The following is a 15,028-nucleotide window of genomic DNA, read 5'->3' on the forward strand; positions in this document are numbered from 1 at the left end:
TATCACATTTATTCTTAATCTGCAAAATTTTAAAAGAGGGAGAGTTGATTTTGGTCAGGCATCCCTGTCAACACACCATTATCCTCTAGGTATTCCATAATTGTCTGTGAAACTTTACCCCTTTGGGCCAGATCTTCTTTAGACAAAAACTCCTGCTCAGCTCGCGCCGCTACTATTTGCTTAGCAGCATTATTACCAAGTCCTGGCACCGCGTTAAAGGGAGCTAAAATCGTGTGCTGATCAATAATCTTAAAGTTCAACGCCTCTGACTGCTTAATATCGACCATCTTAATTTTGATGCCCCGTTCCAAACACTCATTAGCAATTTCTAAGACTGTCAATAAACTCTTATCCTTGGCCGAGGCATCATTGCCCTGCTTTTGAATATCGGCCATCGCCTTTTTCACGGTATTCTTGCCGTGACTCATGGCTACCAGGTCAAAAAGACTGGCACGCACGGAAAAGTAGGCAGTGTAATAGATCTCCGGATAGTAGACCTTAAACCAGGCGATCCGTAATGCCATTAAGATATAGGCTGTGGCATGGGCTTTGGGGAACATGTACTTAATCTTAAGACAGGATTCAATATACCAGCGAGGAATTTTGTCGTTTTGCTGTAACACTTTCATGTCCTCTTCGCTAATGCCGCGGCCATGCCTTACGGATTCCATCGTCGAGAACGCTACTTCCGGCTTCACCCCCCAGTGAATCAAGTCCATCATGATATTGTCCCGACAACCAATTACTTCTTTCAGCACACAGGTCTTATTGTTGATCAATTCCTCAGCATTGCCCAACCAGACATCGGTTCCGTGCGAGAGCCCAGAAATCTGTAGCAGCTCTGAAAAGGTCGTTGGCTTGGTCTCTTCCAGCATGCCCCGCACAAACCTAGTTCCAAATTCAGGAACACCCAGTGTGCCCGTTTTAGAATCGATCTGTTCTGGCGTTACCCCCAAAATTTTAGGGCTAGAAAACAGTGACATCACGCCTGGATCATCCGGTGGAATGGTCAGCGGGTCAACACCAGAAAGGTCCTGTAGCATCCTGATCATCGTCGGATCATCGTGCCCCAGAATATCGAACTTAAGAATATTGTCGTGAATCGAATGAAAATCAAAGTGCGTCGTCTTCCAAGCCGCATCGACGTCATCCGCCGGATACTGCACCGGAGTGAAGTCATAGATATCCATATCATCGGGTACAACCACAATTCCGGCAGGGTGCTGGCCGGTTGTCCGTTTAACTCCAGTTACACCAGCAGCCAACCGGTCAAGTTCGGCGCGCCGCAGGTTCAGTTCTTTTTCATCATCATAATGCTTAACGTAGCCATAAGCCGTCTTGTCCGCAACCGTGGCAATTGTGCCTGCCCGGTATGAATTCCCCGGACCAAACATTACTCGGATAAAGTTATGGGCAACTGGTTGGTAGTCACCCGAAAAGTTCAAATCAATATCGGGCACCTTATCCCCGTGAAAGCCTAAGAAGGTCGCAAACGGAATATCCTGTCCATCTTTAACCAAATTACTACCGCATTCAGGGCATTTTTGATCAGGTAAATCATACCCGGAACCATATTCACCGTTTTCAAAAAACTGCGAATATTTACAAGTAGGACAGCGGTAGTGCGGCGCCAGCGGGTTAACTTCGGTAATGCCCGACATTGTGGCCACCAGACTTGAACCAACTGACCCCCTCGAACCAACTAGGTAGCCGTCCTTGTTGGACTTGGCAACCAAACGCTGCGAAATTAGGTAAATAACGGCATAACCATTCGAAATAATCGAGTGGAGTTCCATTTCAAGCCGATCCTGAACAATTTTTGGCAACTCAGCCCCATATAGTTCATGCGCCTTGTCATAGGTCAAGCGCTTCATTTCTTCATCTGCATTTTCAATGTGCGGCGGGTACAGCCCGTCTTTAATCGGAGCAATCTCTGCGGTTGAGGCCGCGAGCTGGTTAGGATTGGTAATCACAATCTCCTTTGCCGCCGCTGCTCCTAAGAAGTCAAATGCAGCCAACATCTCCTGCGTAGTGTAAAAATGCATATCAGGCTGCTTTTTGTTGCGATTGGGGTTACTTCTTTGCGCAGAAACCAAGATTGTCCGGTAAATTGCATCGTGCTCTTCTACATAGTGCGCATCTCCGGTAGCCACAACTGGCTTACCTAACTCCTTACCTAATTTGTAGATATTAGTCAAAATTTCTTCCAATTCCGCCTCATCCGCAATTAGGTGGTCCGCAATTAATTCAGCATAGTTAGCCGGCGGCTGAACTTCCAAGTAATCATAAAACTTCGCCTTTTTTCGAGCCTCATCATAGCCCTTTTGCATCATTGCAATGAAGACCTCACCCTCAGAACAAGCCGATCCATATAGCAGTCCCTCGTGATTCTTGACTAAGTCAGACTTAGGTGTTCGCGGAATACGGTAAAAGTATTCCGTATTAGCCAGTGATACCAGTCTGTACATATTTTTAAGACCAGCTTGGGTTTGGGCTAAGATAGTCATGTGCTGGGGGCGGGCGCGCTTAAAGACCTGCCCGCGAGTTGCATAGTCATTCATCTTGCCGAGGTCATCTTCACCGAATTTTTCTTTAAAAGCATCTAACAGCTTAAACATCAAATAACCAGTAGCCTCGGCATCCTGATTGGCCCGGTGATGGTGCTCTAAAACCACATTGTACTTCTTGGCCAATGAGTCCAAAGTATGCCGCGTCTGTTCTGGGTGCAAAAGACGTGATACTTCTAGTGTATCAACCACTGGCTGGATAACTTCTGCTAGACCAGAGCGGCGCAAGGCAGCGTTAATGAAACCAAGATCGAATTGCACATTGTGGCCGCACAGCGGCCGCTCACCATAAAAGGCTTGAAACTGCTTGATGACAACCTCCTCGTCAGCTGCAGCACTGACCATTTCATCAGTAATTGAAGTCAAGTTAATGGTTTGTTCACTTAGCGGATGGTGTGGATTGATGAATTCATCGAAGCGTTCAATGACCTCACCATTTTTCATTTTAACCGCTCCAATTTCGATAATTGTATCGTAGACTGAGGAAAGACCGGTCGTTTCAACGTCAAAAATTACAAATTCTTGATCTTCATAGGTCAGTGGTGCCGGATTAAGGACTAACAGGGCATGATCATCAATCATATTGGCCTCAAGGCCATAAATAATCTTCACCTGGTTCTTTTTGCCTGCATTGTAAGCCTCAGGAAAGGCCTGAACGTCAGCATGATCAGTGATGGCAATTGCTTGTTGCCCAAATTTTTTGGCTGCCTGAACATAGTCAGTTGCCGTATTGGTGGCATCTAACTGGCTCATATTGGTGTGCAAGTGCAATTCGACTCGTTTGGTGGTGCCAGTATATTGTTCTTGCCGACCCAGGTGTTCAACTACTTCAAAGGCGGAAATATTGAACACAACGTCATGGTCCCACTGATCCTCAGCTGCGCTTCCCTGCATTTTAGCCCAAACGCCTGGCTTTAAGTCACTGATGCTCTTCATCTGTTCTTTGTCCGAGACAAACTTTTTAAAACCAATTGAATCTGAGTAATCGGTAATCTCACCCGTAAAAATGATTGAACCATTTTTTAGTTCACGCGTGCTGACGTTGAAAATATTTCCCTCAATAACTACGTTACGCGAACCGTCAGTTACCTCCTTAATCTGGGTAACAGGTGACTTTTCATCTAGCTTACGGTTGCCATAGCGGGTTTTTTTGGTGGGGTATGACGGCGATTTCACTTTTTCTTTGGGAGGTGCCGCATTATAGGCCTCCTGCATAATCTGCTCGTGCTCTTCTTGCAGTTGTTGCAGACTGGCTAGGTTACTTTGTGAATTAGCTTCGTCGATCTCCGTGACAAATTTTAAGTTAAAAAAGCCATAATTACGCATTTCTTCGGCCAATTGATCAAGCATTTTTTGCTCTAGCAGCCCATCTACAACCAGGTTATCAACCGGAATGATCCAGCGTCCCTGGTCTTTTTTAGGTTGATGGTTGGAGATGAATTCGCGGGCTACCTGCTGTAAATATTGCGAATGCTGCACGGCATAGTTCCAATATTCACATAAATATTCATCCGCACCATCTTGAGATCGAACAAACAAGCGCGTTTCTACAAAAGCCGAAAAGTTAGCACTAATCGCCTTGTTCAAAGCATCATAAGTGGCGAATTTCAACGGTGTAGTAAAAAGAACATGAATATCCCACCTATGTTCTTTAGCGTACACATCCACGTTCTCAATTTCACCTTGTTGCAGCAAGTCGTTATCCTCAAACTGATCAGGAAAGTTAATTTGTTGCAAAAGTTGTAAGAAAAGTTCGTTTTTATTAGTCACGAAAATTATCCTAACTCTTTATTAATCAAAGCAGCTAATTCACTGGTTGTTACTTCAACCGCCCGCTCATCGGTTGGGCGTTTAACTTCCACAACACCTTCAGCGGTTTTTTTACCGATAGTAATCCGAATCGGCGCACCAACCAGGTCAGCGTCCGCAAACTTAACGCCAGCCCGCTCATTACGGTCATCATACAAGACGTCATAGCGGGCCCCGTATTTTTGTTCCAAAGCTTGGGCTAGTTCAGTCTGCTTATCATCCTTCATCTTCATCTGCACAATGTGAATAGCAAAGGGAGCAATTTCTTTTGGCCAAGCTATTCCAAACTTAGTGAGGTGCTGCTCCATCACCGCCGATAGTAACCGGGTAACACCAATTCCGTATGAACCCATGATCACCGGTTGGGCCTTGCCATTCTGATCGAGGAAGTCAGCCCCCATTGTTTTGGTGTAATAAGTACCCAGTTTAAAAATGTGACCAACCTCAATTGAGGTGGTAAATTGCAGCGGCAAATGATCAACGGGATCTGGTTCACCCTCATTGGCCACCCGGATATCGCCATAGTGGTCTACCTGAAAATCACGGTTGAGATTAGCATTCTTGTACTGGTAACCGTCCTTGCCAGCCCCCACAACTACATTAGTCAGGTCCTTGACAGTGTCATCCGCAATAATTTGGTCAGCCCAATCTGCTTTAACTGGACCTACACTACCTTTATGAACTCCAGTAATTGCCTCTAGCTCAGCATCTGTTGCTGTTCGCAAAGCATCGGCGTCAAGCAAGTGAGTGAGTTTAACTTCATTAATCTGCTTGTCGCCGCGAATTAAAACTAACACGTGTTCTGCTTCATTCACAATATACAAGACACTCTTAACTATTCTAGTCTCCGGTACCTGTAAAAAGTCCGCCAATTCGGCAATCGTTTCTTGTTCCGGACTGGCTACCTCACTAAGTTCGGCAGCCGCTTCTTGGTCTGGCGTGAAGGTATCAAGGCTGACTGCCATTTCCAAATTAGCTGAATACGTGCCGGTTTCATTAGTGGCAATGGTATCTTCACCGATTGCTGCTGGAGCTTGGAATTCGGTTGAATTCTTACCGCCCATTGTTCCCGAGTCAGCAATTACCGGCACCACTTTGACTCCGCAGCGCTGAAAAATAGCCTCAAACGCCTGCTTTTCATCATCAAATTGCTGATCTAATTGTGCTGTCGTGGCGGCAAAGCTATAGGCATCAAGCATAATGAATTCACGGGTACGCAAAAGTCCAAAACGCGGTCGATTCTCATCACGAAACTTATTTTGAATTTGGTAAAGCGCAATCGGCATTTGTTTATAGCTTTTAAGACCTTTCGCCACAATTTCAGTAAAAGTCTCTTCGTGAGTTGGCCCTAGCATGCTTTGGCGGTCGTGCCGGTCTTTCAGCTTGAACATCTCGGGGCCATACTTCTGCCACCTACCTGATTCTTCCCAAAGCGTGGCGGGTAACAATTCCGGCATAATCATCTCTGGCACATTGATCTTAGCCATTTCTTCACGCATAATCTGTTGAACCTTGACCAGTACCCGGAAGCCCAACGGTAAGTATGCGTACACACCAGCAGTCACCTGGCGGACATAGCCTCCCCGCAGCATTAACTTATGGCTTGCAGCGACTGCATCCGATGGTGCTTCCTTCAAAGTTGGCATAAATAAAAAAGATTGACGCATAATTTTCTCCTCACGAACAGTGGTTTTTAAAAATTTTATTTAATAAAGTAGCGGTAGATATCATTACCGGTTACCGCAATAATTAAGACTAGCAGTAAGCCAAAGCCAACCAGCTCTACCATTGCCTCATGGTCCTCAGAAATTGCTTTTCCGCGGACAATTTCAATTAGGTTAAGCAAGAACTTGCCCCCGTCAAGACCGGGAATCGGAATCAAGTTGACAATCCCCAAATTAATTGAAATCATCGCCAAAAAGGCTAGCAGATAAGAAAAACCCATCTGTGACACTTGGGAAGTTTGGGAGTAAATACCTACCGGGCCAGACAACTTATTTAGACTGAAGTGTCTGAATAAACCACCGACCGCGTTAAAAATCATTCCCGTTGTCGACACTGCCGTATCCCAGCCCCGCTTAGCCTTTGCACTAGCACGCTCATCTCCACGTGCCTGGATACCAATTTGGTAGACCGTCTGCTTTTGCACCTTAACGGCTTGGGGACGGACATTAACCCTTTCAGTGCGACCAGCCTTGACCAGGTCTATTTTTAGGGTTTTACCCTTACTTTGGTCGATTTGTTGTGAGATCTCATCAAAGTTCATGGTCTTATGCCCATTAATGGCTGCAATCCTGGTACCTGCTTCGATATGAGCAGCCGCAGCTGGCGAATCCGCCACAACCTTACCGATGGTTGTAGTGGCCGGACCCGGAACTGTAAAAGTCCACATCATGAACACTACAAAACCTAAGATGATATTCATCAATGGACCGGCCACATTAGTAGCCAACTTCTTCCAGACATTGGCTTCCTGAAACTGGGTGTCCCGCGGCGCAATAACGAGTTCAGTCTTTGATTGATCAATCATCGTCGCATTGCGGGCTACTTGATAAGTGACTTCATTTTCTTCATTGCCATTCTCATAACCGGTGATTGTCAGATCATCAACTAAGTCAACCTGAGTAACTTGCATAGGAATACCCTCAATAGGTAAATCCGATTCTGAAGCATCAATCCTGACCACCTGCTTTTGCTCATTCAGCTGCAGGATAACCGTCGTCCCGAGATCGATTTTACTTTCATCATCCTTATTGGCAAGGCGCACATAGCCGCCCAGAGGTAACCAGCGAATCGTATAAGTGGTGGGATTGCGTCTGATTTGCAACAATTTTGGCCCCATCCCAATCGAAAATTCACGCACCAAAATACCACATTTTTTGGCAACAATAAAGTGGCCAAATTCATGCACAAAAACCAACAAGCCAAAGACGACTAAAAAAATCAGTATACCCTTCAATTATCTTCTCCTAGTGCACGATTCCTAATAATGCGGCAAAAACCGGCAAGACAAACAGCATGCTGTCAAAACGGTCTAGAATACCGCCGTGACCGGGCAAAATCTTGCCAGAATCTTTTACGCCATAGAAACGCTTGTAGGCAGACTCAACCAAGTCGCCCATTTGACCAACAATTGATAAAACGACCGCAATTACCACCATTTCAACCAAGGGGTAACCAACATTAATAAAGTAAACATAAATTGCGGCACAAATAACCGCACAAATAGTACCGCCAATTGAACCCTCCCAAGTTTTGTTAGGGCTAATTACCGGCCACAACTTATGTTTACCAATCTTGCGACCAATCATGTAGGCCCCAGTATCAGTTAACCAAACAACCACAAAGACATAGCAGAGCAGTGCTAGACCATTGCGACTGTTTCTAATTCCGGCCATGTAGTGAAAGCCGGTCCCGATATAGAGTGAGGCAAGTGTATAGACACTGACATCATCAAAGCTGGTCTTGTTTTTCGACAAGACCGTCCAACTGAGCATCAACATGACTAGCCCAAAGTATACCCCGTACTTAGACCAGTTAAAGGGCGCGCCCTTAAAGAAATTATCGGGAACAGCCCAGGTAACAGTTGCTAAGAGTGCCAGCAAAAAATTGACTGAAATCAAGATCTGTTTTTTCATTAAAAAGATCTCGCTGATGCCTACCGCTGCAAAAGCTACGGTTAGCCAGTCCATCCACAATCCACCCATGATAACAATGGGAATAAATAAGATTAAAGCAATAACTGCTGTAATTACACGTTGTTTCATATCATTACCTAACTATCTGATTCGTCAACTTTACCAAAGCGACGATGGCGCTGTTGAAATTCTGTAACGAATTCTTCTAAGTCTGATGCAGTAAAATCCGGCCATTTTTTCGGGCTGAAGGCTAGTTCAGAATACGCTAACTGCCACAGCATAAAGTTGGACAACCGCTGTTCACCGGATGTTCTAATTAACAAGTCCGGATCTGGATAATCACCCAGCTTAGCACTCATCAGTCGCTCAGAAATCATTTGTTCATCAACTTGCTCACTACTAATTTCACCGGTCTCAACCATTTTGGCAAGAGCTTTGACCGCCGAAGTGATTTCATCTCTTGCCCCATAATTAAAGGCAAAATTTAAAACTAAACCCTTATTTTCAGCAGTTTGTGCCATGGCTCGCTCCACCACTTGATGTGTCTTGCGCGGTAAGTCGTCCAAGTATCCCATAATATTAACTTTGACCTTATTTTCCATCAAAGTCGGCATGAACTTGTCAAAAAAGCGCACGGGCAAGTTCATCAGATAGGCCACTTCTTCTTTAGGACGAGCCCAATTTTCGGTTGAAAAGGCATAGAGTGACAAAACTTTCACACCTAATCGATCTGCCGCTAAGGTGATGCGCTCTACATTGTTCATCCCCTCATAATGTCCAGCAACACGGGGCTTGCCCTGTTGACGAGCCCAGCGCCCGTTACCATCCATAATAATTGCCAAGTGGTTAAGCTGATTTTTATTCTCTGCCATTTACTTAGCCTTGCGTAATTTCTTTCCGCTTTTGGTCGGCCAGTTGGTCAATTTTTTGGGTTGCAGCATCAGTGATTTTTTGAACTTGCTTTTCTAAATTGCGCTGTTCATCTTCAGTGATTTCATCATCTTTTTGTTGCTTCTTAAGACTGTTCATGGCATCTCGGCGGACATTTCTGACGGCAATCTTACCCTCTTCGGCTTCCTGGTTCACTTGCTTAGCAATTTCTTGGCGGCGCTCACCTGTCAGCTGCGGAATTACTAGCCGAATAACCTTGCCATCATTTGCAGGTGTCAAGCCCAGATTTGATGCCATCAGCGCATGCTCAATATTATCAAGACTGCTTTCGTCGTATGGTGTAATCAAGAGTACCCGTGGTTCAGGAATGGTCACGCTAGACATTTGGGTCAGGGGCGTGGGTGCGCCATAGTAGTCAACCTGGATACCGTCTAAAATCGCTGCATTAGCCACGCCTGCCCGGATTGAGGCAAGATTTTTTTCAAAAACAGTGATCGATTTATCCATATTTGCTTGGGCTTTGTTTATTACATCGTTATTCATTATTTTTCTCCTTCAATTACTGTACCAATCTGCTCGCCCATGACAACTTTTTTGATGTTACCATCGGTGTTCACGTTGAACACAATTAGGGGAATGTTTGTATCCATTGAAAGTGAGCTAGCAGTTCTGTCCATGACTTTTAAGTTTTTCGAAATAACGTCTAACTGGGTTAGTTCCTGATACTTGATAGCATTAGGATCAAGCTTAGGATCAGCAGAGTAAACTCCGTCAACTCCGTTCTTAGCCATCAGGATCACATCCGCATCAATTTCGGCTGCCCGCAAAGCAGCGGTTGTATCAGTTGAAAAGTAGGGATTACCAGTGCCTCCACCCATAATGACCACCCGGCCTTTTTCAAGGTGGCGGATTGCCTTTCTCCTGATATAAGGTTCAGCGATTTGCCTCATTTCGATGGAAGTTTGCAGTCTGGTGGGAACACCTACATGCTCTAAGCCATCCTGAAGGGCTAAACCGTTCATGATCGTAGCGAGCATGCCCATGTAATCAGCTTGCGAACGTTCCATGCCAAGTTTAGCACCGGTCTCGCCCCGCCACATATTACCGCCGCCGCAGACGATTCCAATGTCAACTCCTAAATCATGCACTGACTTAATTTCTTTAGCTAAGTGACCGATGACCGTGGGATTGATTCCACTCCCCTTTTCACCAGCCAGAGCTTCACCAGAAATCTTCAAAACAATCCGCTGATATTTAACTTTAGACATGACAACCTCCTCTATAACTTTAATTATTCTAACATAGAAAGCAGGCAAATGTGGGCATCCAAAACAAAAGACAATTACTTTTAATATTCGCAACTTTTTCAAGCGCACTTCTGCTTTTAAATACAATTATTTTGCCGATATTAATTATAATCTTGTAGCACCGCTGGTTTTGTTGTTTTAAAAAAAGCCCTGTTAACTACAGAACTCTTTTAAACTGATACTCTATCTTTAACTCTGCTATCTTTTTGCTCTTACTAATTAATATTAGTCTAAATATCAACTAACCGTTATTCCAATCACAACTATTATGGCTATGGCGAAATTCGCCGGTTTGCAGCAAAAAATAAAAATAAGGTCTACAAAATTTCAAGACCTTATTAACTTAATTAATTTTCAGCAGCATTTTTACCCGCTAAACGACCAAAAGTTTGTGCATGACTAGAAGCTAGTCCCGGTACACGATCATTGTATGATCCCCAGAAAAAACCACCTGAATCATTTCCACCAGCATATAAGTGTCTGATTGGTTGATGATTTTCATCAAGTACTTCCATTTTGGTATTTACCCTTAAACCATCAAATGTACAAAGAATCCGTCCACCTAAAATACAGCCGTAATATGGCGCCTTTTTAACGGGAGTTAATCTGTAAGCTTCCTTACCAAACTCTTGGTCATTGTGGCTAATGACTGACTTATTGTTATTAGTGATGGCTTGTTTCAAAGCATTTATTGGTAATTTGAGCTGCTCTGCCAGCTCTTCAACCGTATCAGCCTTTACTACCAATCCCTTTTCTACATAAGATTCAGTATCTTTTACAAAAGCTGCTTTATCTGTCATATAACCGGGGAAGCCATACCGGGCACAGCCCAGCATATGCATTTTTTCCAGATATTCAGCGTAATTATCATCCCAAACCATTGCGTACAAGTAGCCTGGCTCTTTACTAGCCGCATTCACAATAAATTGGTAAGGAATCGACTCATTGGCAAATCTTTCTCCACGTAAGTTGACCTTCAAAAAGGGATACGAACCAATCCACAACCAGTTATCATAACTATCTGTTTGATAGTAAAGATCTTCAGTTTTTGTTCCAATCGGTACTAGGCCACGATCAAAAATACTTTCAGCTGGCTCCTCGTCACGTTTGGCACCTACATTCAAAGCAGCGGTAATACCTGCACCGTTAGAGCGCGGAGAATCATTATAAACATTCTTCTTTAAGGACAATGCATTCCATTTTTGAAGCAAGTCTTTATTGGCCGAATATCCACCGGTTGCAATAATGACCCCTTTTGATGCCCTTATTTCATAAAATTCGTCACTACCAAGATCCTTAACAATTGCACCAGTCACAGTATCTTTTTCTTTGAGTAATTTAACCAAAGATGTTTGGTAACGAATATCGATTTTATGTTCTTTTTGATATTTGACAAACCAATTGCCATAAGAAACAAATGATTCATCGTCAATGGTTGGATCATTTTCTGTTGGAAAGCCTTGGTATGCCTTATTAGTCATCATTGCATCGGGCTCTGACTTAAAGTGTGCACCATTCGGTTTTAAAATTTTATCTTCTAACCAATTAACACTTTCAGCACTGTTGTCGACCCAAGTTTTTAATAAACGTTCATCGACATTGTGTTGCGCAAATGAAGCTAAAGACTCAACTAACTCTTGCTTATTAATAACTGTTCCAGCACGCTTTTGAGCATTACTGCCGACACTCGCAATCCCTACTCTCATCAAGTTAATCGTTTTTTCTTTTTCAATTAGAATAACCTTGGCTCCTTTTTCTTGCGCAGCTGCAGCGGCCATCATACCAGCATTACCAGCCCCAACTACCAAGACATCTGTTGAGATTAATTTAGTGGCAGTAACCTCATCTACCTTGTAACCATCCACATTAGGATATTTGTTCATGCTTTTCTCCTTTTTCTTTTAATAACGTTTTCAGTTATAATAATATCATCTCAAAAAACAAATACTTATCAATTATCTTATTACTAATAACTATTTATTATCAGGAGAAGGCAATGAATCTCGACCATCTAGAAATATTTGTTGATTTAGCAGAAACTTTAAATTTTCGTAAAACAGCTTATCACAAAAACCTTTCTCAGCCCGCCATTTCCCAAGCTATTAACTCAGTGGAAAACGAAATTGGCGAGAAATTATTTAAACGATCACGCAGAGGTGTTGAAATTTTACCAAAGGGAAGACTTTTTTATGAAAGTATTAAGCCACTTTTAAACACCTACTACAAATCGATTCAAGAAGTGCAGCAAACCTATGATGAGCATTATGCGTTAACAATCGGCATAACTAACTCGCCTCATGAAGACGAAGTAATTCCGCTAATAATTCCTAAATTTCAAACTATTTATCCAAGTATCAAAATTTTTTTGCAAAATTATGATCATACTCAATTAAAGCGCCAGCTTGTAAACGGCGATTGCGACTTAATCTTAACTACAAAAGATGACATTGCGGATATAAAAGATGTACTTTTTCGGGAACTTTTTACGGGAAAATTTTGTGCAATTGTACCACGTACAAATTCATTATCAGAACAGAAATCACTTTCTATTTCAGATTTTCAAAACCAAAGTATTATTCTTTTAGACAATAACTGGTGCCCGCCAGAACAGCTGCGCTTACAAGAAATAATTCGGAAACAGAATACTTCTAAAAATATTTCATACGTAAACAATGTCAATACTGCCAACATTATGAGCAAATCAGGCCTGGGCAGTACATTTGCACCTGATTTTATTTGCGGCCCCGAAAATAACTTTATTAAGCCTGTCCCACTTAATTACGAAGTAAAACTAAGTTACGGAATTGCCTCTTTAAAAAGTAATAAAAAGGCTAGTATTACTTACTTTACCAACTTTGTTCAAAACGAAAGCACTTTTCAAACTTAAATGTGGTTAAAATTAAACATTATTTTTAGCAACAATAATAAAAAGGACCTTGTCCGCGGAGATAAGGTCCTTTTATTTTGACTTTTCTTATTTCATTTGTTCCTGAACTTCAGCAGCAAAGTCTTCTTGCTTCTTTTCAATGCCTTCGCCCACTTCGTAGCGGTTAAAAGCAACAACTTCGCAGCCCTCTGACTTAGCATATTCAGCTACTGTCATGTCACCATCTTTGACGTATGGTTGATCAACTAGACAGATTTCGCTCAAGTACTTGTTAACCCGGCCTTCAACAATCTTAGGAATAATGTTGGCAGGCTTGCCCTCATTTTCGGTTTCCTTAGTGAAGACAGCTTTGTGGCGGTCAAAGTCAGCCTTTGGTACAGATGCTTTATTCAAGTATTCTGGGTTAATTGCGGCAACGTGCATCGCAATATTCTTAGCCGCTTCTTCATTGTCACCCTTCAAGGTAACAACCGCAACAATTGCACCACCGTTGTGCTTGTATGCCCCGAATACTTCATCATCGTTCTTGGTAATCAAGTCAAATCTTCTCAAAGTGATTTTTTCACCAATAACAGCCGTTAAGCCAGTAATTGAGTCACCAATTGTGGCATCACCCATTGGAGCCTTCAAGGCTGCTTCAACGTTAGCCGGTTTAGCGGCCAAAATAGCCTTGGTTACACCATCAACTAACTTAATAAACTTGTCGTTTGATGAAACAAAGTCGGTTTCTGAGTTGATCTCAACTAAGACTGCAGTGTTACCACTAAAGGCAAACTCAGCCAGCCCTTCAGCGGCAATTCGTCCGCTCTTCTTAGCAGCTTTAGCAATGCCGCTCTCTCTTAAAATATCAATTGCCTGCTCGATGTCCCCATTAGCTTCAACCAAAGCCTTTTTGGAATCCATCATTCCGGCACCAGTACGATCACGTAACTCTTTAACTTGTTTAGCAGTAATATTTGCCATTGCTGTTTCCTTCCCAATAAAAGCTGATAATAGAACTAGTCTTCGTTTGAGCTCTCTTCAGTTGCAGCTGTTTCTGCTGCAGTATCAGCAGTTTCGCTAGCCTTAGTCATTTCCGCTTCAGCACTTGCACTGCTGTCGTCTGCACCTTGCTTACCTTCAATAACAGCATCAGACATTGCACCTGAAATCAGGCGAATTGCACGAATTGCATCATCATTTGAAGGGATAACTACATCAACTGGATCTGGATCAGTGTTGGTGTCAACCATGGCTACAACTGGAATACCTAAGATGTTAGCTTCATGAACGGCAATCTTTTCCTTCTTCGGATCAACTACAAACAAGACGTCTGGGATTCTTGGCATATCCTCGATACCACCTAAGAATCTTTCCAGCTTGTCCATTTCTTTTGTCAGCAGAGAGGCTTCCTTCTTTGGTAATACATCAAAGGTACCGTCTTCTGACATCTTCTTTAAGTCTTTTAATCTTTGTACCCGGCTCTGGATGGTCTTCCAGTTAGTCAAAGTACCGCCAAGCCAGCGTTGGTTAACAAAATATTGACCAGCACGGGTTGCTTCTTCAGCAATTGCGTCTTGCGCTTGTTTCTTCGTACCAACAAAGAGAATAACGCCACCGTCTTGAGCAACGGCTCTAACGAAGTTGTAAGCGTCATCCAGCATTTTGATGGTTTTCTGCAGGTCAATGATGTAAATACCATTTCTCTGCGTGAAAATGTAGGGAGCCATCTTGGGATCCCATCTTCTCGTTTGGTGACCAAAGTGGACACCTGCTTCAAGCAATTGTTTCATCGAAACTTCTGACATAATAATTCCTCCTATGGTTTTAATCCTCTCAAGCGGTCACTTCAACGTTCCACCATTGTGTGGCACCAAAACGCTGATCGCCCTTGATGTTTTTTACGAGTGTGGCTAATAAAGCACACCTTAAAATCATACTAGATTTGAC

11 protein-coding genes are annotated in these 15,028 nt (G+C 43.1%); 1 reads left to right on the forward strand and 10 read right to left on the reverse strand.

Going from position 1 to position 15,028, the window contains the following annotated elements; all coding sequences use genetic code 11:
- Nucleotides 1-29 precede the first annotated feature (29 nt).
- The 8 genes from R8389_RS04675 to R8389_RS04710 all read right to left on the reverse strand — a co-directional run bounded on the left by R8389_RS04675 (nt 30) and on the right by R8389_RS04710 (nt 12,095).
- On the reverse strand, nt 30-4,337 hold the full coding sequence (locus R8389_RS04675; RefSeq protein ID WP_317636884.1) for a PolC-type DNA polymerase III: 4,308 nt from the start codon (nt 4,335-4,337) through the stop codon (nt 30-32).
- 5 nt (nt 4,338-4,342) lie between these two features.
- A complete protein-coding gene (locus R8389_RS04680) occupies nt 4,343-6,043 on the reverse strand; it encodes a proline--tRNA ligase (protein WP_317636885.1) in 1,701 nt (566 codons plus the stop codon).
- Nucleotides 6,044-6,078: 35 nt separating this feature from the next.
- A complete protein-coding gene (gene rseP / locus R8389_RS04685) occupies nt 6,079-7,335 on the reverse strand; it encodes an RIP metalloprotease RseP (protein WP_317636886.1) in 1,257 nt (418 codons plus the stop codon).
- Nucleotides 7,336-7,345: 10 nt separating this feature from the next.
- Nucleotides 7,346-8,143 (reverse strand): phosphatidate cytidylyltransferase, encoded by a 798-nt coding sequence (locus R8389_RS04690; protein ID WP_317636887.1) that lies wholly within the window; start codon nt 8,141-8,143, stop codon nt 7,346-7,348.
- 8 nt (nt 8,144-8,151) lie between these two features.
- Complete coding sequence (gene uppS / locus R8389_RS04695) at nt 8,152-8,886, reverse strand: undecaprenyl pyrophosphate synthase (protein WP_317636888.1); 735 nt, start codon at nt 8,884-8,886, stop codon at nt 8,152-8,154.
- Between the two features lie 4 nt (nt 8,887-8,890).
- Complete coding sequence (frr, locus tag R8389_RS04700) at nt 8,891-9,448, reverse strand: ribosome recycling factor (RefSeq protein WP_317636889.1); 558 nt, start codon at nt 9,446-9,448, stop codon at nt 8,891-8,893.
- Entirely contained in the window at nt 9,448-10,173 is a 726-nt protein-coding gene (pyrH, locus tag R8389_RS04705) for a UMP kinase (protein WP_317636890.1), read from the reverse strand. The genes frr and pyrH overlap by 1 nt, the downstream gene beginning before the upstream one ends.
- Nucleotides 10,174-10,559: 386 nt before the next feature.
- Nucleotides 10,560-12,095: an FAD-dependent oxidoreductase gene (locus R8389_RS04710; protein WP_317636891.1), complete on the reverse strand. Its 1,536-nt coding sequence runs from the start codon at nt 12,093-12,095 to the stop codon at nt 10,560-10,562.
- A gap of 113 nt (nt 12,096-12,208) precedes the next feature.
- On the opposite strand from R8389_RS04710, the gene R8389_RS04715 reads away from it, so the two are divergent.
- A complete protein-coding gene (locus R8389_RS04715; protein WP_317636892.1) occupies nt 12,209-13,099 on the forward strand; it encodes a LysR family transcriptional regulator in 891 nt (296 codons plus the stop codon).
- A gap of 87 nt (nt 13,100-13,186) precedes the next feature.
- On the opposite strand, the gene tsf is transcribed toward R8389_RS04715, so the two are convergent.
- The gene (tsf, locus tag R8389_RS04720) at nt 13,187-14,062 is read right to left on the reverse strand and encodes a translation elongation factor Ts (RefSeq protein WP_317636893.1); all 876 of its coding nucleotides are present in this window, start codon (nt 14,060-14,062) and stop codon (nt 13,187-13,189) included.
- Between the two features lie 35 nt (nt 14,063-14,097).
- The gene (gene rpsB, locus R8389_RS04725; RefSeq protein ID WP_317636894.1) at nt 14,098-14,886 is read right to left on the reverse strand and encodes a 30S ribosomal protein S2; all 789 of its coding nucleotides are present in this window, start codon (nt 14,884-14,886) and stop codon (nt 14,098-14,100) included.
- Nucleotides 14,887-15,028 lie beyond the last annotated feature (142 nt).

The organism is Lactobacillus xylocopicola, from assembly GCF_033096005.1.
GTDB classification, from domain to species: Bacteria; Bacillota; Bacilli; order Lactobacillales; family Lactobacillaceae; genus Lactobacillus; species Lactobacillus xylocopicola.